The sequence below is a fragment of the Arcicella rosea genome (assembly GCF_014204325.1).
In the GTDB taxonomy this organism is placed as follows: Bacteria; Bacteroidota; Bacteroidia; order Cytophagales; family Spirosomataceae; genus Arcicella; species Arcicella rosea_A.
The window spans coordinates 68,479-85,311 of sequence record NZ_JACHKT010000018.1 but is presented as its reverse complement, the minus strand read 5'-3'; the positions used below and the strand labels follow the sequence as shown (position 1 = coordinate 85,311).

General features: G+C 33.7%; 17 protein-coding genes and 1 tRNA gene. 9 read left to right on the top strand and 9 right to left on the bottom strand.

Annotated features, from left to right (window positions below):
• Positions 1-68: 68 nt before the first annotated feature.
• From HNP25_RS13015 to HNP25_RS13005, 3 genes are all read right to left on the bottom strand, one after another.
• On the bottom strand, positions 69-3,503 hold the full coding sequence (locus HNP25_RS13015) for a SusC/RagA family TonB-linked outer membrane protein (RefSeq protein WP_221432467.1): 3,435 nt from the start codon (positions 3,501-3,503) through the stop codon (positions 69-71).
• Positions 3,504-3,789: 286 nt separating this feature from the next.
• Positions 3,790-4,899 (bottom strand): FecR family protein, encoded by a 1,110-nt coding sequence (locus HNP25_RS13010; protein ID WP_184134746.1) that lies wholly within the window; start codon positions 4,897-4,899, stop codon positions 3,790-3,792.
• Between the two features lie 127 nt (positions 4,900-5,026).
• Positions 5,027-5,614 (bottom strand): RNA polymerase sigma factor, encoded by a 588-nt coding sequence (locus HNP25_RS13005; RefSeq protein ID WP_184134744.1) that lies wholly within the window; start codon positions 5,612-5,614, stop codon positions 5,027-5,029.
• 220 nt (positions 5,615-5,834) lie between these two features.
• Between HNP25_RS13005 and HNP25_RS13000 the strand changes: the two genes are divergently transcribed.
• From HNP25_RS13000 to HNP25_RS12975, 6 genes are read left to right on the top strand one after another with little or no spacing between them, the layout of a single operon-like run.
• Positions 5,835-6,410 carry an RNA polymerase sigma factor gene (locus tag HNP25_RS13000; RefSeq protein WP_184134743.1) on the top strand — a complete coding sequence of 192 codons (576 nt, stop codon included), beginning with the start codon at positions 5,835-5,837 and terminating at the stop codon, positions 6,408-6,410.
• A 7-nt stretch (positions 6,411-6,417) separates the two neighbouring features.
• Positions 6,418-6,714: a hypothetical protein gene (locus HNP25_RS12995; protein WP_184134741.1), complete on the top strand. Its 297-nt coding sequence runs from the start codon at positions 6,418-6,420 to the stop codon at positions 6,712-6,714.
• Positions 6,711-7,178, top strand: coding sequence for a Spy/CpxP family protein refolding chaperone (locus HNP25_RS12990; RefSeq protein WP_184134739.1), 468 nt, complete (start codon positions 6,711-6,713; stop codon positions 7,176-7,178). The genes HNP25_RS12995 and HNP25_RS12990 overlap by 4 nt, the downstream gene beginning before the upstream one ends.
• Positions 7,179-7,204: 26 nt before the next feature.
• On the top strand, positions 7,205-7,951 hold the full coding sequence (locus tag HNP25_RS12985) for a YHYH protein (protein WP_184134738.1): 747 nt from the start codon (positions 7,205-7,207) through the stop codon (positions 7,949-7,951).
• A 35-nt stretch (positions 7,952-7,986) separates the two neighbouring features.
• Positions 7,987-8,583 (top strand): toxin-antitoxin system YwqK family antitoxin, encoded by a 597-nt coding sequence (locus HNP25_RS12980; RefSeq protein WP_184134736.1) that lies wholly within the window; start codon positions 7,987-7,989, stop codon positions 8,581-8,583.
• Complete coding sequence (locus HNP25_RS12975; protein WP_184134735.1) at positions 8,573-9,199, top strand: SCO family protein; 627 nt, start codon at positions 8,573-8,575, stop codon at positions 9,197-9,199. The genes HNP25_RS12980 and HNP25_RS12975 overlap by 11 nt, the downstream gene beginning before the upstream one ends.
• Before the next feature lie 37 nt (positions 9,200-9,236).
• Here the strand turns inward: HNP25_RS12975 and HNP25_RS12970 are convergent, their stop codons facing one another.
• Positions 9,237-9,908, bottom strand: a complete 672-nt coding sequence (locus HNP25_RS12970) for a hypothetical protein (protein WP_184134733.1) — start codon at positions 9,906-9,908, stop codon at positions 9,237-9,239.
• A gap of 12 nt (positions 9,909-9,920) precedes the next feature.
• Positions 9,921-10,580 (bottom strand): hypothetical protein, encoded by a 660-nt coding sequence (locus HNP25_RS12965; protein ID WP_221432466.1) that lies wholly within the window; start codon positions 10,578-10,580, stop codon positions 9,921-9,923.
• 238 nt (positions 10,581-10,818) lie between these two features.
• Between HNP25_RS12965 and HNP25_RS12960 the strand changes: the two genes are divergently transcribed.
• From HNP25_RS12960 to HNP25_RS12950, 3 genes are all read left to right on the top strand, one after another.
• Positions 10,819-11,847 carry a quinone-dependent dihydroorotate dehydrogenase gene (locus HNP25_RS12960; RefSeq protein WP_184134730.1) on the top strand — a complete coding sequence of 343 codons (1,029 nt, stop codon included), beginning with the start codon at positions 10,819-10,821 and terminating at the stop codon, positions 11,845-11,847.
• Positions 11,848-12,031: 184 nt separating this feature from the next.
• Positions 12,032-12,490, top strand: a complete 459-nt coding sequence (locus HNP25_RS12955; RefSeq protein WP_184134728.1) for a Panacea domain-containing protein — start codon at positions 12,032-12,034, stop codon at positions 12,488-12,490.
• 26 nt (positions 12,491-12,516) lie between these two features.
• A complete protein-coding gene (locus HNP25_RS12950; protein ID WP_184134727.1) occupies positions 12,517-12,954 on the top strand; it encodes a hypothetical protein in 438 nt (145 codons plus the stop codon).
• Between the two features lie 58 nt (positions 12,955-13,012).
• On the opposite strand, the gene HNP25_RS12945 is transcribed toward HNP25_RS12950, so the two are convergent.
• The 4 genes from HNP25_RS12945 to hflX all read right to left on the bottom strand — a co-directional run bounded on the left by HNP25_RS12945 (position 13,013) and on the right by hflX (position 16,622).
• Positions 13,013-13,987 (bottom strand): hypothetical protein, encoded by a 975-nt coding sequence (locus HNP25_RS12945; protein WP_184134725.1) that lies wholly within the window; start codon positions 13,985-13,987, stop codon positions 13,013-13,015.
• Positions 13,988-14,002: 15 nt separating this feature from the next.
• Positions 14,003-15,019: a glycosyltransferase family 2 protein gene (locus tag HNP25_RS12940; protein WP_184134724.1), complete on the bottom strand. Its 1,017-nt coding sequence runs from the start codon at positions 15,017-15,019 to the stop codon at positions 14,003-14,005.
• A 170-nt stretch (positions 15,020-15,189) separates the two neighbouring features.
• A tRNA-Arg gene (locus HNP25_RS12935) sits at positions 15,190-15,261 on the bottom strand.
• A gap of 98 nt (positions 15,262-15,359) precedes the next feature.
• Entirely contained in the window at positions 15,360-16,622 is a 1,263-nt protein-coding gene (hflX, locus tag HNP25_RS12930) for a GTPase HflX (protein ID WP_184134722.1), read from the bottom strand.
• Positions 16,623-16,833 lie beyond the last annotated feature (211 nt).

Genomic DNA, 16,833 nt, shown 5'->3' with positions numbered 1-16,833 from the left:
AATTACTGAAAATCGTAATTAGAAGTCAAAAAACTGATGTCCGAAATCCGAAAGCTGAAAACCCAAATTTAAAATCTCACATCAACACCAATAGACCAAGTTCTAGCTTGTGGATAATTACCACGGTCAACACCAGTATCTAAAACACCACCCGGAATTTCTGGGTCGTAACCAGAGTACTTCGTAAAAGTGAAAGCATTTTTTACTTGAGCATAAATGCGAATTTTATTCACAACTTTCTTAGGTACTAAAGCATAAGGTAATGTATAACCAATCTGAATATTTTTGATTTTTACGAAACTTCCATCTTCAATGTAGCGGTCAGAAACTCTGATATTACTGTTAGCATCTACGAAAGAGAAACGTGGATTGTTGGCATCGTTAGTTGAACCTTCACCTGTCCATCTTCCTAAAACAGATCTGAATTTGTTAGAGTAAATCGCATTTCTTTCATAAGCTCTGTAAATATCGTTACCTACAGACGCATAAGTAAAGACGTTCAAATCAAGGCTTTTGTAAGTAATTCCTAAATTCCAACCCATTGTAAAGTCAGGGAAAGGATTACCGATTTGTGTTTTATCTAAATCAGTAATTTGTCCGTCGCCATTCACATCTACGAAACGAATATCACCTGGAACAGCTCCTGTTTGTGTAGGTGCTTCAGCGATTTGTGCAGTGTTTTGGAACAAGCCATTGGTTTTAAATCCGTAGAAATATCCCGGAGCAAAACCTTGTTGGAAACGAGTAGCCGTTTGTGATTGTCCATTGAAATATGAACCACCCGGAATAATAGCAGTACCGTCTGAATTAGTAGCAGTTACTAAGTTTTTTGAAGTAGTAAAAGTAACGTTAGTATTCAGTTTTAAATCTTTAACGATTTCAGCATTGTATCCAAGATTCAAGTCAACACCGCTACTTTTGGTTGAACCAATATTCGCCGTTGGTGCAGCAGCAGCACCCAAATACAATGAAATAGAAGGCGTAAATAATAAACCATCAACCGATTTGTCAAAATAATCTGCCGAAAGCGACCATTTATTATTGCCAAAACGTACATCAAAACCAAAGTTGCTTTGTAACTGTTTCTCCCAACGTAAAGTAGTATTCGCATAAGAACCCACCGTAGAACCAGTCGTAAAAGTATTTCCAAAAGTATAACCGTTACTGTTGGCATCGCCTGCGTAACTTGGACCACCAGAAATAATACCTACATATTGTGGATTAACGTTTTCGTTACCGATTGAACCATAACTTCCTCTGATTTTCAAGTAATTCAAGAAATCAACACTGAAAAAATCTTCGTTTGAAATCACCCAACCCAAAGAACCAGCATAGAAATTGGCAAATTTATTATCAATCCCGAAAGCATAAGAACCATCACGACGAGCAGAGAACGATACTAAATATTTGTCTTTATAGTCATAATTTACTCTACCGAAGTACGAAAGGTTTTTTCTAAAATATTGTCCGTTACCTACAGTTTGTGCATTGGTATTAGTAGCAGTATTGATACCTGTTGCAGAAGTAAGGTCTGCGAAAGTCCATGAATTAAAAGGAACGTCTTGTCTTGAACCATTGATTTCGTCGCCAGCTATTTTAGCCAGTGAAATCCCTAATACAGTTTCAAAATGATGGTCATTATTGATGCTGAAATTATAAGTACCAAAAGTTTCAAAAGTATAAGTATTGTCTGTTCGTTTAGATTCGTAAACACTGTTATGTCTGCCCGTAACAGTTGAGCCGTCGGCATTCATGGTATTTTCAACATTCAAAGGGCCATAAAAAGCCAGCGGCGTAAACGATTTGAAAGTATTATTAAAATTGGTATAACCAAAACGAGAAGAAAGCGTCAGGTTTTTGATTACTTCATATTGAAGCTCCAATTTCCCGTATAATTTGTTACCATTACTTTCATTGTAGTTGTTATCCAGTTTAGTCAAAGGATTAAAAATCTCTGAAAGCAATAAATTACTGAAACCATATTTTCCTACCGTATTCGGTACAGTGTTTAATACTGATACTGTTGGGTCGAAATTCAAGGCACTTCCTATAATTGAATTAAAAGAGTTTTCTTGTACTCCTACACTTTTAATATTTACATAACTGGTATTTGCCAAGAATTTCAACTTGGGTGCAATCTGAAAAGTAAGGTTTGTTGTAAAATTCAAACGGTTGAAATTTGAGTTTTCACCACCACCTACAATACCATCTTGTCCTAAATATCCCCCAGAAAGAAAGTACTGAACTTTTTCGCTTCCACCTTTTACCGAAACATTGTGCGATTGCAAAGGAGCATCTTTAAAAACTTGTTTTTGCCAATCTGTTCCAAGGCCTATTGTCGTTAAATCTTTAAAAATCAATCCTCCACCAGAAACCAAACTTCCTTCATTTAAAATGGCAGCATATTCAGTTGCATTCAACACGCCAATCGTGTTCATTACTTGTTGAACGCCGTAATTGCTACTGTAAGAAATTTCTGCTTTCTGATTCTTTCCACCACTTTTTGTGGTTACTACAATCACTCCATTTCCACCTTTTACCCCATAAATTGCTGTAGTTGCGGCATCTTTCAACACGTTCATTGATTCAATATCAGCCGAATTGATTGAATTAAAGTCATTCAATGTTTGCGGTACGCCATCAATAATAACAACAGGGTCTGTTCCAGAAAAAGAAGGAATACCTCTAATCAATACTGTTGGTTTTGAACCTGGCGAACCGTTTGAAATAACAGTAACACCAGAAGCTCTACCTTGAAGGGCATCTTCAGGACGAACAGGACGAAGTTTTTCAATATCAGCACCTTTTACTGTAGCGATTGCACCCGAAACATTGGTTACTTTTTGCGTTCCATAACCTACCACAACTACTTCATTCAGGTTTTTACTATCAGGTACTAAACTGATATTGATTGAAAAGCGATTACCAACCGTGATTTCCTGTGGGTCATAACCAACCGAAGTGATAACCAGTACTGCTTTTTCGTTAGGAACGACCAATGAGAAATTCCCATTCGCATCCGTTGTAGTTCCCTGTGTAGTTCCTTTAATGGCAATACTTACACCAGCAATGGTTTCATTATTTTCAGCATCAGTAATTTTCCCTTTGATGGTTTGTTCTACAATATTGCTTTCTAAAATGCCCAATTTATCTTCTACATCCATTTTCAAAGCAGTTTTAGGGCTCAATCTTTTCAGTAAGATTTTCCTTCCAACTACTTCATAATTGATTTTCAAAGGCTTTAGCAATTCTTCTAAAACCGTTGAAAGTTTCTCTTTCTTTGCTACAAGGCTTACCTTTCTGTTAGCCATAATCAACTGAGGGCTATACATAAACTTGATATTTGCCTCGGTTTCTATCCTTTCAAGAATTTTCTCAACTTCTTGCTGACTAACGTTGATACTTACCTTTTGGTCAAGTATTTCCTGAGCATTTGTTGTCCTTGCATTTGCAAACGAAATGCACAGAAAGGTAATAATGGTTTGGAATAAACTGATTCGCATGATCTTAATCGGAATCTTGTTAAATTGTCGATTTTTTGACATAATTTTGAATTGTTAGTTTTGAACGACTGACACAAAAGAATCCCTGCATCAAATGAATAGTTGATGTTGAAAAGCTTGAGCACTTTTAGGGATATTTAAGTCGGTGATGTTGGTAGCATCATCGGCTTTTTTTTACACGAAATTTGATAGATTGATTACTTCACGTTGATTTGAGATTTTATTAATTGTTTGATGATTGTTTATGTTTTGAAATTGTTTTAATTAGTTCTATCAAGTCTGACGGTTAATTACATCCTTTTCCCTCAATCACAATTTTACCATCTTTCATTTCATATTTGGCTTCTAATACTTCACAGATAAGTTTGATTTTTTCAGCTAGAGGTTCATCGCCCAATTCGGCAGTTAGTTCACAAGAAGCCATCAAAGTTTTGTCGTATTCAATCTTGATTCCGTAGGCATTTTCTAAAATATCAAACACTTCAAGTACTGATTTGTTCTTGAAAATAAAACTCTGGCTTTGGATGACAGGCAATGCTATAATTTGCGGAGCAGTCAATTCAGCTCGTTTGAATTGCCATTTCGGACGAATAAAAGTGGCTTGCTGATTTGGTAAAACCAGTAAACCCGTTAATACTTTGCTTACTTGTTGTTCTTTGAGCGTAACATTTTTCTGAGAGAAAACCGAAACTTTACCCGTTTTAACAAATACTTGAACTTGTTTTTCATCTTCAAAAGCTTTGATGGTAAAACTTGTTCCTAGTACTTTTGCCACTACTTCGTTGGCATAAACAAAAAATGGTTGATTTGGATTTTTAGCAATCTCAAAAAAAGCTTCCCCAGAAAGTACTACTTCACGAGTATTGCCCGTGAATTTTTCTGGATAACTTAGTTTACTGTCAGCTTGCAAAACCACAGAACTTCCGTCTGATAAAGTAATTAATTGGCTTGTTGATGAAGTGTTTTTTATTTCGATGAATTTCGTTTTCTGTGCGATTTTGGCTACAGAATTACTGTATGTTGGTGTTTCTTTTTCGGATAATTTTTCAAAAACTACATAGGAAAGTAAAGTCACGAGTAATACCGAAGCAGCCAAACTTATTTTTTGAAAGAATGAATTACGCCAGAAGTTTACTTTTTTAATGTTACGTTGTTCGGCTACATCTACAATTTTAGCAATTGCTGCTGCGATTTCTTCTTCCCCGATTTCCTCTTGAACATTTCTAAGAGCAACAATGATTGCTTTCGCTTGTTGGATAGTTTCATGCTTTTCAGGGTGTTGAGCAAGCCAATTTTCCCAGAAAATACTTTCTGTTGGCGTGTTTTTCAAAACCCATTTTCTGAAACTCGCATCCAAAGCGAATTCATTAGCTGTATATTGGCTGTAATCTAACATAGAATAATTTGTATTATTTTGCTCTATACTTGAAATAGCCGATACCTAATACTCCATACTCAGTTGAAATGAAATATTTTTTATTTTTTTTGAAAAAGAAAAAAGAATGGACAAAAAGCCGAAGAAATTAGGCTTTCAAATAAAGTACATAAAACAATTGTGCAGCAAGAAACCAATTGCTTTTAAGATTCAAAATAGCTCGGTGCAACAAATTAGAAACCGATTGGCGGTTCATATCCATCACTTCTGCAATTTCTTCGATGCTCAAACCTTCGTAGAATTTCAAGAAAATTACTTCTTGTTGGCGTTTGGGCAATGAAGTAAGCAGTGATTTCAGTTTAGATTCATTTTCATAAAACATTTCTAATTCAATCAACTCAGACTCAGGACTGATGCCTTCGGTAAAAGGCAAATCAATATCTAAATCATCAGAAGCATTTCTTTTTTCTTGATTGAGTTTTTTGAAAAGATTATTTCTAAGAGATTTTAACAAATAAATCGTCACGAAAGGAGAAGATTGTAGTTTTTCTCGATGATCCCACAAAAACAAAAACAAATCTTGGATACAATCTTTAATCAGTTCACGGTCTTTCGTAAACTTGGTGGCATAGTTAAAAAGTACCTTGTAATGATGGTTTGCAAGATGCCCAAGTGCTTTACTATCACCTTCTTGGAAGGATTTCCACAGTGCTATGTAATCGTTTTTAGGCTCCATTTGATGAAAATAATGATGCAAAATACTGTAAAACATTCAATAAATACTAGAAACTCTTGATTTCGTTATGAGCATTAGCACATAAGTAATTGTAGTATTAAGCAAGATTTGAGTCTGAAGTTCAATATTATTTAACTTCTATTGAAAAAAAATTCAAAATACTTCGCAAGTTTTTTAAATTAATAACATCTAAAGCGTAAATGAACCTCAATTGTTGTCAATGCTTGAAAAAGAACTCTTAGGAAAGTTAAAAAACGCTGATGAAGCGGCTTTTCGATTTTTGGTGGAAAAGTACCAAGACAAAGTTTTTAATACTTGTCTAGGCTTTCTACGGAATGTCGAGGAAGCTGAAGATTTAACACAAGAGGTTTTTATTGAGGTTTATGAATCAATTGTTTCGTTCAGAGGCGATGCTAAAGTATCAACTTTTTTGTACAGAATTGCTGTTAATAAATCTTTAGATTATTTAAGAAAAAAGAAGCGAAAAAAGCGATTCAGCTTTGTATTATCCATTTTTGGTTTAGAAGAACAACTCAATTCACCTAGTAATATAGTCGCAGAACATCCAGGCATTTTACTTGAAAATAAAGAGCGAACGCACTTACTTTTTAGTAAAATGGATGAATTACCCGAACGCCAAAGAGTAGCTTTTTCATTGCATAAAATTGATGGTTTGAGCTATCAAGAAATTGCAGAAGTAATGGAATTGAGTACTTCGGCGATAGAATCTTTGTTATTCAGAGCTAAAGGAAATTTACAGAAGAAATTGAAAAATTATTACGAATCCGAAAAATAATTTGAACATGAAAAATATCGAAGAAGAAATAGCCAAAACACTGGAAAGTATTGAAAATATTCAACCAGTTGCTTCTAATCCCTTTTTGTATGCCAAAATTAAACATCGAATGAACAAGCTTAGTCAGCCAACGATTGTCTCTTGGTTGACTTATGCCAAGCTTGCTATCTGTATGATAATTGTTGGTTTTAATATTATTACATTCAGTAAAATATATTTAAACGAACAGCATTCAGTCATGAGTAAAGAGGAATTTGGTACTTATTTAGGAATAACAACCACCCAAAATTTATATGAGCCATGAAAAATAAATCTGCTTGGTTAATCGGCTTGCTGGTGCTGCTCAATGTTTTTTTGTTAGGAACTATTTGGTTTACTCATGATAAACCGCCTCATCCTGACAGACAAGAAGTTCGAAAATTTGTTGAAAGAGAATTGCAATTCACAGAAGAGCAAATTTCCCAATACGATGTACTCATCAAAGAGCATCAACAAGAAATGCGTTCAATTCATCAGCAAATACAGCCCTTGAAAAATGAATTGTTTCAACTGATTGCTTTCCCTGAAGATTCGCTCAAAACGAAAATTATTAGCGAACAAATTGCCAAACTGGTAATTCAGCAAGATTTAGCAACCTTGAAGCACTTTAGAAAAGTAAGAGATTCTATTTGTACCGATAAACAGAAACCTTTACTGGATAATCTTTTATCTGAAATCTTAGCAAAAATGGGGAGACAAGGCAGTCCTCCTCCACCGCCAAGACCCTAATTTATCATTATTTAACCCTGAAAAACATGAAATATTCATCATTATTATTGCTCATGATTATCTTCTTTGCTTGTAAACAAAGCGATGATACCACTGTAACACCAAGTACTAATAATTCAACCATTGATATTTCTATACTGAAAACTAAATTCTCAGGAACAAGTGTTACGGCAACGGTTGAAGGTGATTATCTAGTAATTAGAAGTAACGGCATTCCCGACCACAAAAGTCCATATTTTGCTAAAACGGATGCTCGTTACGAAGCTTACAATGGCAGTAATAGCAAATTTTCAATCAATCCGAACAGCATTTTAGAGCAAACTTTGGTCTTTAAAATTCCTTTGCATCCCAATAAAGCGAGTAATACTTCGGCGACTCCGCTTGGACCAATTGGGGTTTCATTGAATGGCATTCCTTTTTTCAATCAATATGCAGGACCAAACCAACCTTTGACAAATGAGATTAATTCATTCGACCAGTATTTGGGACATCCACAACAAACTGGTCAATATCACTACCATCAAGAACCGACATATTTAACCACCAAAAATGGAAAAGCTACTTTTCTAGGATTACTTTTAGATGGTTTTCCAGTTTATGGTTCACTAGAAAATGGTAAAGCTGTCACCAATGCCGATTTAGATAATTTGCATGGACATTCTCATGCTACTACAGAATTTCCAGAAGGTATTTATCATTATCATATTACAGATGCCGACCCTTACATCAACGGTTCTGGTTTTTATGGAACGGCTGGAACGGTGAGTAAATAAAACCATTTTGCTATGTGATTTTAAGTTTAAAGGCAATGTATATCAAAATTCATCATTCCAGCATCATCACTCCAAACTCAAAACTCATCCTCTTTTTGCTTTTGATATTTGTAGCTTGTAGTTCACCCCAAGTAGAAATTACTTGGGATGAAAAGCTTTTCTCTCAAAACAATGATGGTTTACTTTATCAGCAAAAAGTTTTTTCTGGAACTCTTGTAAAGTATTATTCTAATAAAAAAATAGCATCAAAACAACGTTTTGATAAAGGAAAGCTAGAAGGTTTAAGTGAAAAATGGTTTGAAAACGGACAAATTCAAGAGAGAAGATTTTACAGTCAAAACCAAAAAATAGGCAAGCACGAAGCTTGGTGGGAAAACGGACAAAAACGTTTTGAATATGAATTTAAAAATGATGCTCCCATCAAGAAACACAAAGAATGGTACTCGAATGGACAACTTTTTTCAGTAAATAATTATGATGAAAATGGTCAACCAGTAGGTGTACAACAAATGTGGTTTGATGATGGCAAAATCAAGGCAAATTATGAAGTAAAAAATGGCAGAAGATTCGGATTATTAGGTGCAAAAGGCTGTATGGGCAATAATGAAAAAACTCTTTTAAATGAAAAATAAAGCCATTTTCGCCTTTATCGCTTTACTCTTTTGGCAATGCGAAGCAAAGCAAGAAAGTAATAAAATTCCCTTTTATAATACGCCTGATTTTACGTCCGTTTGGAAAGCAGAAGAAGTTTTTCATACCATTTCACCTTTTCAATTTAAAAATCAGGATAACGAAAGTATTACTGAAAAAGATGTTTTAGGTAAAATTCATGTAGCGAATTTCTTTTTTACGATTTGCCCAAGTCTTTGTCCAAGATTGATGGAAGCAATGCAAAAAGTGTCAAAGGCATTTCCTAATGATAGCACAGTCAGCATTATGTCCTATAGCGTAATGCCCAATCGTGATAGCGTAAGTGTTTTAAAACGTTATGCCTTAACGCACAGGCTTAATAATGCTAATTGGAATTTATTGACGGGAGACAAAAAAGCAATTTATCAACTAGCGAGAAACTCATATTTTGCAGATGAAAATTTAGGAGTACAGAAAAAAGAAAATGATTTCTTGCATACCGAAAACTTTATTTTAGTAGATAAAAAGCTTAGAATCAGAGGAATTTATAATGGAACGATTCCTTTAGACATAGAAAATCTTATTGAAGATATTAAAGTATTGAAAGCTGAGAAATAAAAATCCCTCCGAAAATCTTTCCGAAGGGATTTTTATTTTACTTCAAAATATACCTAATTCCGACGCCGAATGAGAATGAAATATTGGGACTGAAATTGTAACTAAACTGATTTTTGGTAGAAGTTGCTGTAGCACCTTGAGTAGGAATTCTTTGTTCATCTTTCCAATTGTAACCCAGACTAGCAACATTTAGATTAAATAATTGTCCAGAAAAAGCCCATTTATCACTTAGTCTATACATTAATCCACCGTTTCCAAATAAATTAACACCTATTGTATGATCTGAACTTTCATTACTTTTTATTACTCCTCCATTACCATAATTAATACCATTGGCTGCATTGCTATAATTTACACCGCCCATTATGCGTCCGTACATACCAAATTTTCCAAAAATAGGTTTATAGTATTCGTGTCCTTTTGCTAAACCAACTCTAAAAACGTTATTTTTGTAAACTTGTGAATCAAAATTTACACCTTCGTAAGAAACTGTCAGTGAAAGAATATTAGCTGAGTTTTTAGAGACATATTTACCCCAATCAATGCTACCAGAATATCGTCCATTATTAAAACCGACATCATTGAATGATTTATTAGCATTTAAAGAACCCTGTAAAAAAGTTTCACCTGCATTAAACTGTGCTTTTGTGTAAGTATTTGCTAACAAGATAATAGCAAAGATGTATAATAATTTTATGTTTGATTTCATGTTCTTGGAGGTTTAGAATGATTTACCGATTGAAATTGACAATGAACTTACATTCATAATGGTATTGAAATACACATTTGTCTGTTTACTTGGCGACGTGCTATGAGAAACATTTAAGTTCAATAATGACGTTTCTCCATTAATAAATAGATTTTTCTTTAAAAAATAACGAACACCAAAATTTACTCCTGCACCGATATTGTAACTATCACTTGCATAGGTATTATTGCCATCAACATTTGTGTAAATTGGACTTCCATTCACCAAGCTATATCCTATTTTTCCGTTCACTTCACCATAAATGGCTAATGACTTACTCAGTGGTTTGAACTTATCCACAAAGTAACCTACTCCAATGTTGTGGATATAAGTTTGGCTCTCATTCTTAGGGCTTGACACTGAACTTTTACCAGAAAATAAATTGTAATCTACCGACCAGCCTTTAGCAAGATAATCTTCCTTAAAAACTGCTCTTTTGAAAGATAGTCCGATGCTGTGACTATTACTTTCTGCATCATAAAAATTGAAGTCATTGTTTTTAATAGAGCTTGATGACCCTCTAAAAGTACCTTCAACTTGCCAAAATTTTGAGCCTTTTTCATACTGGGCTTTAGAGAGGAAACTAATCATGATAAACATCATGACGAGCAAAGGGAGTTTTTTGCTTAACATAGTGTAAGAGTTGTTTTAATTATTTAAGTGTTATTTATTTGATGACGAAAGTAATGGCTTATATAATGTTAAACAAGTAAACGTATAACGTTGCTGTAAGATTTAAGATTTATTAACAAGTTTCCAGTGAAAGAATTTATTTAAACTTCAATAAAAGCTTCTCATTAATTCAATACTTGAGAGGTTTTTATTTGGGCTTTTAGTAATTTTGCCATTATTTTCATGAAAAGCTCAATCAATGTACAAATTTCTCCTCCAGCCTCTATTGTTTCAATTTGATGCTGAAAAAGCCCACCATATTACTTTTAGTTTAGTAAAATTCTTGTTTAAAATTCCATTTGTTCCTGCCATTTTCAAGGCAATTTATCATTACGAAAATCCAGTATTGGAAAGAAAAGTATTTGGATTAACCTTCAAGAATCCAGTAGGTTTAGCCGCAGGTTTTGATAAAAATGCAGTTTTAGTAGATGAATTATCGGCAATGGGTTTTGGTTTTATCGAAATTGGAACGCTTACACCAAAAGGACAGCCCGGAAATGATAAACCACGATTGTTTCGTTTAAAAGAAGACAAAGCCTTAATTAATAGAATGGGTTTTAATAACGAAGGAGTAAAAGAAGCCGTATTGAAATTAAAACAACGTAAATCTGATATTCTGATTGGTGGAAACATCGGTAAAAATAAAGTAACGCCCAACGAAAATGCAGTAGATGACTACTTGATATGTTTTGATGAGCTTTTTGATGTAGTAGATTATTTTGTGGTAAATGTAAGCTCTCCGAATACACCAAATCTTAGAGCATTGCAAGAAAAAGAGCCATTGAAAAATCTTCTACAAACTTTACAAGTAGAAAATGAGAAACGTCTGAAATCAAAACCGATTTTATTGAAAATTGCACCAGATTTAACAGATTCGCAATTAGATGATATTATTGAAATCGTTCAAGAAACACATATAGCAGGCGTAATCGCAACAAACACTACAATTTCAAGAGAAGGATTACGTTCGGAAAGCACTTTAACCAATGAAATGGGTGGTTTAAGCGGAAAACCTGTAGAGAAGCGTTCGACAGAGGTAATTCGTTATTTATCTGAAAAATCAAATAAAGCATTTCCAATTATTGGAGTAGGAGGGATTCATTCTCCAGAAGATGCTATCGAAAAATTGAATGCAGGGGCAAGTTTAGTACAAATCTATACAGGCTTTATTTATGAAGGTCCAGCTTTGGCAAGTGAAATTAATAAAGCAATAGCATGTGAAAAATAAGGAGATAGTATTATACTAGTTTACATAAATAAATTTTTACATTTTCTGTGTATTTAGATATCTAAAAGGTTATATTTGTTTAATTACATGGCTAAAATAATTTTTATATGTTATTGATTGAATATATATTTCAATACTATAAAATTATATTTTACAGTTATACACAGTATAAATTTTGAATAAAATGTTTAATGCAACAGACATAGCAAATTATTTTATTAACTTGGGTATTGTCAATGATATTCCATTAACTAATATGAAGTTACAAAAAGTGTTGTATATAGCAAATGGTATTCATTTAGCAGTAAAAGGGGAACAATTGTTGAAAGATGTACCAGAGGCATGGAAATATGGGCCAGTTTTCCCTTCAGTATATGATAGATTTAAATCTTGGGGAAATCAACCAATTAATAGACCACAACCATCGGGAAACATTGTTTTAGAATCAGGAACACAAGAAATACTGTCTATTGTCTGGGAAATTACAAAGGAGCTTGATGGAATAAAGCTTGCCAATTGGACACATAAACCTGAATCTCCTTGGGATGTCTCAATAAAAAAAGGGAACAATACTCCAATTGACTCAGAAGAGACAAAAACTTATTTCAGAGATACTTTTAATATTATCCCTGACAATCATTAAATATATGTTTTTTTCACTTGTTCGAAATGATACCCTCTTCATCCAATCACAACAACCTCGCTCAGAATGTTATTGAAGCTATTAGTACTTCATCTTCTACGCCAGATCCGACTACTGCTAGTTTAATAGCAGCCCTTAAGCAAGCTGAGTTAGAAAGTATGCGTCAAGATACTGACCAGCGTAAGCTTTATGCAAGACTTATTTTCTGGATGGTTTCAATCTGGTTGTTTGCAATATTCTTAGTTATTGTTTTTACAGGTATGAAGTCCTTTACTATTTCAACTTGTGGATTTTTTCTGCGACATAAAACTTCCGATTACACTATTAATTTTTCACTTTCTGATAATGTATTGATAGCTTTAATTACAACAACAACAATTAATGTGTGTGCTTTTTTTCTTGCAGTGACACAATACCTTTTCCCATCAAAAAAGAAAGAGAGTAATACTAATGATTCTGTGTAAAAGTATACTATTATCTAAAAAATAAGTCTATAGACCTAAATTAATTATGTAGAAAACCTTAAAATTTTTCTACATAATTAATTACTTTCCAAGCAGATTTTTCAACAAATTTTACGAAAGGATGTTTCTCTTTAGGAGGAACAGTATAAATACCATAAGCAGGAATAATACCTTTTAAATCGTTAAAGTGATTATTGATTAGTACCGTTCTATATTCTTTAATGATTTGCTTCAAAGCTTTCTGGCTTCTGTTTCTAGGCAATTTATAATGCTTAGAAATTAGTGTTGGTTTATGTGGATTATAACCACTAAAGTGAAAGAAAACCAAAGGAATATTTTTATTGACAAAGTATCTTCCATTAGTAAAACTCAATTCACGTTCTTGTAAATTCCAATAGGCAATATTGAGAGATGGATTATAATCAATTAATACTTTATCGTAAAAGATAGGAACAAAGTTCAAACAAAGTTGATCGGCTCCCATCCCTTTGCAATAGTCGAGATAACCATATTTATTCAAATGCGTTTGCCACCAATCCAAGAATTTCAAGGAGTTTTCGGTACGTTTAAAAGCAATAAAACCAGCATTATACAAGCCTGCGTTTAAGTATTGTTTTTCGTTCCAACGTTCAGAAAGTGGAATTGCTTTCGTAATATGCGGCGTTATGATAATATCATGTTCGTCGAGATTCTTCTCAATGCCAGCCAACGAATCATATAGAAAAATATCAGTATCTAAATAAATTAGTTTTTCTAAAGTAGGATACTTATCGAGCAAATAAAAGGCAAAAATAGGTTTGAAAGCACAAGCTAATTCGATGATGCTAAATTTTTGACTATACTCTTCTAAAGCAGGAAAGTTGATACTTTCCACAGGAAGTATTTTATAGGGAATCGGGAAATTAACTTCTGGCATTTTATCAGTAAGACAAATGATTAATTCATAATCAGGATTTGTTTTTTTGATAGAATCACCTAGCGAAAAAGCTTGATATAAGTAACTAGAAGTACAAACAGTATATATTAATTTCATAAACGATTTTTTTCTTTATTCAAATAAATCACCAAGTGCTGCAATGTAAGGAGCTTTCCAAGAAGCTTCTTGATCTTTATAACGATGATAAGCACCAACAAACAATAATTTCATCACAGGGAAAAATCTGGCAAGATGAAAAGTCGAAAGTTGAGATCTAGTTTCATAAAAAGCAATTATAGCATCAATTTTTTGGAAATTATTACTGACGATTGGATGATTGGTTGGGTTTAAATAGGTTGATAATATGGTTTTTAGATAAATATATTCATCTCGTTTTTGAAGAAAAGGTGCAATTTTCTCAGCTCTTGGACGAGCCAAACGTTCTTTTAATGTCAAAACCTTTCCACCTTCAACGGCTCTTGTTCCAACTTGTTGTGCTTCGTGCTGACGATAGGAAATCAAAGGTTTTTCAATCAAAGAAATACTATTCATCATACAAGCAATCAAAGTAAGCCAACCATCATGAATCATTGGTGGACGAAAAGTAGGAAAAGGTAGTGCAAAGGAAAGTAATTCTTTCTTAAAAGCTAACATACAACCAGCTACTCTGTTGCCATGAAGCGTAATGTCTAAAGCTTTATCTTGCTTCCACGCTTCAATTTGTGGAGTACCAAGACGTACTTTCTGCCAAAAGTGTTGTCCTAAATCTTTTCCATGTTTATCAACCAATGTTGCATCAGAGAAAACGGCAAGCTTCGTGGGATTTTTTTCAAAAAAGTTGTGGATGATTGATAGCTTATCTGGATGCCAAATATCATCTTGGTCGCAAGGAGTAATGATATCGCTAGTACAAAGAGAAATGGCTTTTTCGAAGTTTTTAGCAACTTTCAGTGGTTCAATATTTCTGATAAAAGTAATATTGAGGAGGCTTTTGAATTCATTTACAATACTTTCTGTGTTATCAGTAGAACAGTCGTCTGTGATAATAATTTCATTTGGCAGAAGCTTTTGATTAGCAATACTTTGGAGTTGTTCTCTTAAAAATTTAGATCCATTGTATGTACAAAGAGCGATTGAAATGGTTTTCAAGTTGTATGAAATTAGTCGGTAAAACGTTGTATATGAATGAGTTTTGAGTTTAGAATGATGAATGTTGAGTAAACCTAGGTCGCTGTTTTAAATAGTCCCAGAACACTTTAATGCTGCCAATTGAAACACCTATTAAATTCATAATTCATCATTCACATCTCATTATTCTGTGACACCAGCGGGAATCGAACCCACATCAAACGTTTAGGAAACGTCTATTCTATCCGTTGAACTATGGCGTCTTTGTTGAGCTTCCAAGAAATAAATTCTTGGAAGCTCCTTCATTGCAAATTTCTCTAAAAACTCTTTAATAATCAAGGTAAGTGATTAATATTCGCTTTTACTCTTCTTCCCCTTCAAGTTCTTCGGTTGGATAATGTACTTCATTCAACCAATTTGGGAAAATAAGAATATGTTTTTCCTTAACAGCCTTTACAATGGTGTCTCTGAGTTCTTCGATATTCTCTTTTTGTTCAGCAGAAATGAAAACCGTTTGCGGCTGAGGATTATTCATGTAAGAATTCTTCAAGAAAGCGGTTACTTTTTCAATTCTACTTTGTTGATTTTCAGGTTCATTTCCAGAACCAATTTCCCAGTCATTAATCACGATTTCTTCTGAAGAGAATAAATCAATTTTATTGAACACAAGAATCGTTGGCTTGTCGGCAGCACCAATTTCGGTAAGCGTCGAATTTACTACTTCGATATGCTCTTCATAATTTGGATGCGAAATATCAACTACGTGTAATAAAATATCCGCTTCACGAACCTCATCTAAAGTAGATTTGAAAGATTCTATCAGCATGGTAGGTAATTTTCTGATGAAACCTACCGTATCTGAAAGTAAAAATGGAATGGTATCGAAAGTTACTTTTCTAACTGTAGCATCAACCGTCGCAAAGAGTTTGTTTTCTGCAAATACTTCCGCTTTCGCCAATCTACGCATCAGTGTAGATTTACCCACGTTTGTATAACCCACTAAAGAAACACGCACCATTCTATCACGATTTTTGCGTTGTGTGAATGCTTGTTTATCAATTTGCTTGAGTTTTTCTTTTAAGAAAACAATTCTATCGTTTGCAATACGACGGTCAGTTTCTAGTTCTTTTTCACCCGGGCCACGCATACCCACACCACCACGTTGTTTAGAAAGGTGAGTCCACATTCTTGTTAATCTTGGCAAAATATATTGTTGTTGAGCCAATTCAACTTGTGTTTTTGCTTGAACGGTTTTAGCACGCATCGCAAAAATATTCAGAATTAATAAACTACGATCTAGGATTTTTACTTCGTGTTGAAACTTCGCAAATTCTGTTTCAATATTTCTGATTTGAACAGGCGAAAGATCATCATCAAAAATCACCATGTCAACATCATTATCCACTACATAAGCGATGATGTCTTGCATTTTACCTTTCCCAACGTAAGTACGAGTATCAGGTTTTTCTAATTTTTGAGTGAAAGTATATAGCGTATTGATTTGAGAAGTATCAGCCAAGAAAGCTAATTCATCTAAATATTCTTTGGTTTGTTCTGCTGTTTGCTTTTGTGTTTGTACAGCCACCAATACGGCTGTCTCTTTTACTTCTTCTGTAGTATGCATAATATCTTGATAATCAATATTGGAATGTTATTCAGAAGTCTAAATGAATTCAGACTTTTTCATGAATATTAAAGAACACAAGATTGGTTCATTACTCTTTCACAGATTCATCTGTCGGTAAGGGTAAATATTCATGAGAAATGTTGAGAGTATTATCTTAAATTGACATTGTTTTATAGGAAATTTATCTTGTTTGCTTTGTTTCAAATCA

Bases quoted from the DNA above. Each gene is read 5' to 3' on its own strand.
- HNP25_RS13015 (WP_221432467.1), bottom strand. From the start codon at position 3,503: ATGCGAATCAGTTTATTCCAAACCATTATTACCTTTCTGTGCATTTCG.
- HNP25_RS13010 (WP_184134746.1), bottom strand. From the start codon at position 4,899: ATGTTAGATTACAGCCAATATACAGCTAATGAATTCGCTTTGGATGCG.
- HNP25_RS13005 (WP_184134744.1), bottom strand. From the start codon at position 5,614: ATGGAGCCTAAAAACGATTACATAGCACTGTGGAAATCCTTCCAAGAA.
- HNP25_RS13000 (WP_184134743.1), top strand. From the start codon at position 5,835: ATGCTTGAAAAAGAACTCTTAGGAAAGTTAAAAAACGCTGATGAAGCG.
- HNP25_RS12995 (WP_184134741.1), top strand. From the start codon at position 6,418: ATGAAAAATATCGAAGAAGAAATAGCCAAAACACTGGAAAGTATTGAA.
- HNP25_RS12990 (WP_184134739.1), top strand. From the start codon at position 6,711: ATGAAAAATAAATCTGCTTGGTTAATCGGCTTGCTGGTGCTGCTCAAT.
- HNP25_RS12985 (WP_184134738.1), top strand. From the start codon at position 7,205: ATGAAATATTCATCATTATTATTGCTCATGATTATCTTCTTTGCTTGT.
- HNP25_RS12980 (WP_184134736.1), top strand. From the start codon at position 7,987: ATGTATATCAAAATTCATCATTCCAGCATCATCACTCCAAACTCAAAA.
- HNP25_RS12975 (WP_184134735.1), top strand. From the start codon at position 8,573: ATGAAAAATAAAGCCATTTTCGCCTTTATCGCTTTACTCTTTTGGCAA.
- HNP25_RS12970 (WP_184134733.1), bottom strand. From the start codon at position 9,908: ATGAAATCAAACATAAAATTATTATACATCTTTGCTATTATCTTGTTA.
- HNP25_RS12965 (WP_221432466.1), bottom strand. From the start codon at position 10,580: ATGTTAAGCAAAAAACTCCCTTTGCTCGTCATGATGTTTATCATGATT.
- HNP25_RS12960 (WP_184134730.1), top strand. From the start codon at position 10,819: ATGTACAAATTTCTCCTCCAGCCTCTATTGTTTCAATTTGATGCTGAA.
- HNP25_RS12955 (WP_184134728.1), top strand. From the start codon at position 12,032: ATGTTTAATGCAACAGACATAGCAAATTATTTTATTAACTTGGGTATT.
- HNP25_RS12950 (WP_184134727.1), top strand. From the start codon at position 12,517: ATGATACCCTCTTCATCCAATCACAACAACCTCGCTCAGAATGTTATT.
- HNP25_RS12945 (WP_184134725.1), bottom strand. From the start codon at position 13,987: ATGAAATTAATATATACTGTTTGTACTTCTAGTTACTTATATCAAGCT.
- hflX (WP_184134722.1), bottom strand. From the start codon at position 16,622: ATGCATACTACAGAAGAAGTAAAAGAGACAGCCGTATTGGTGGCTGTA.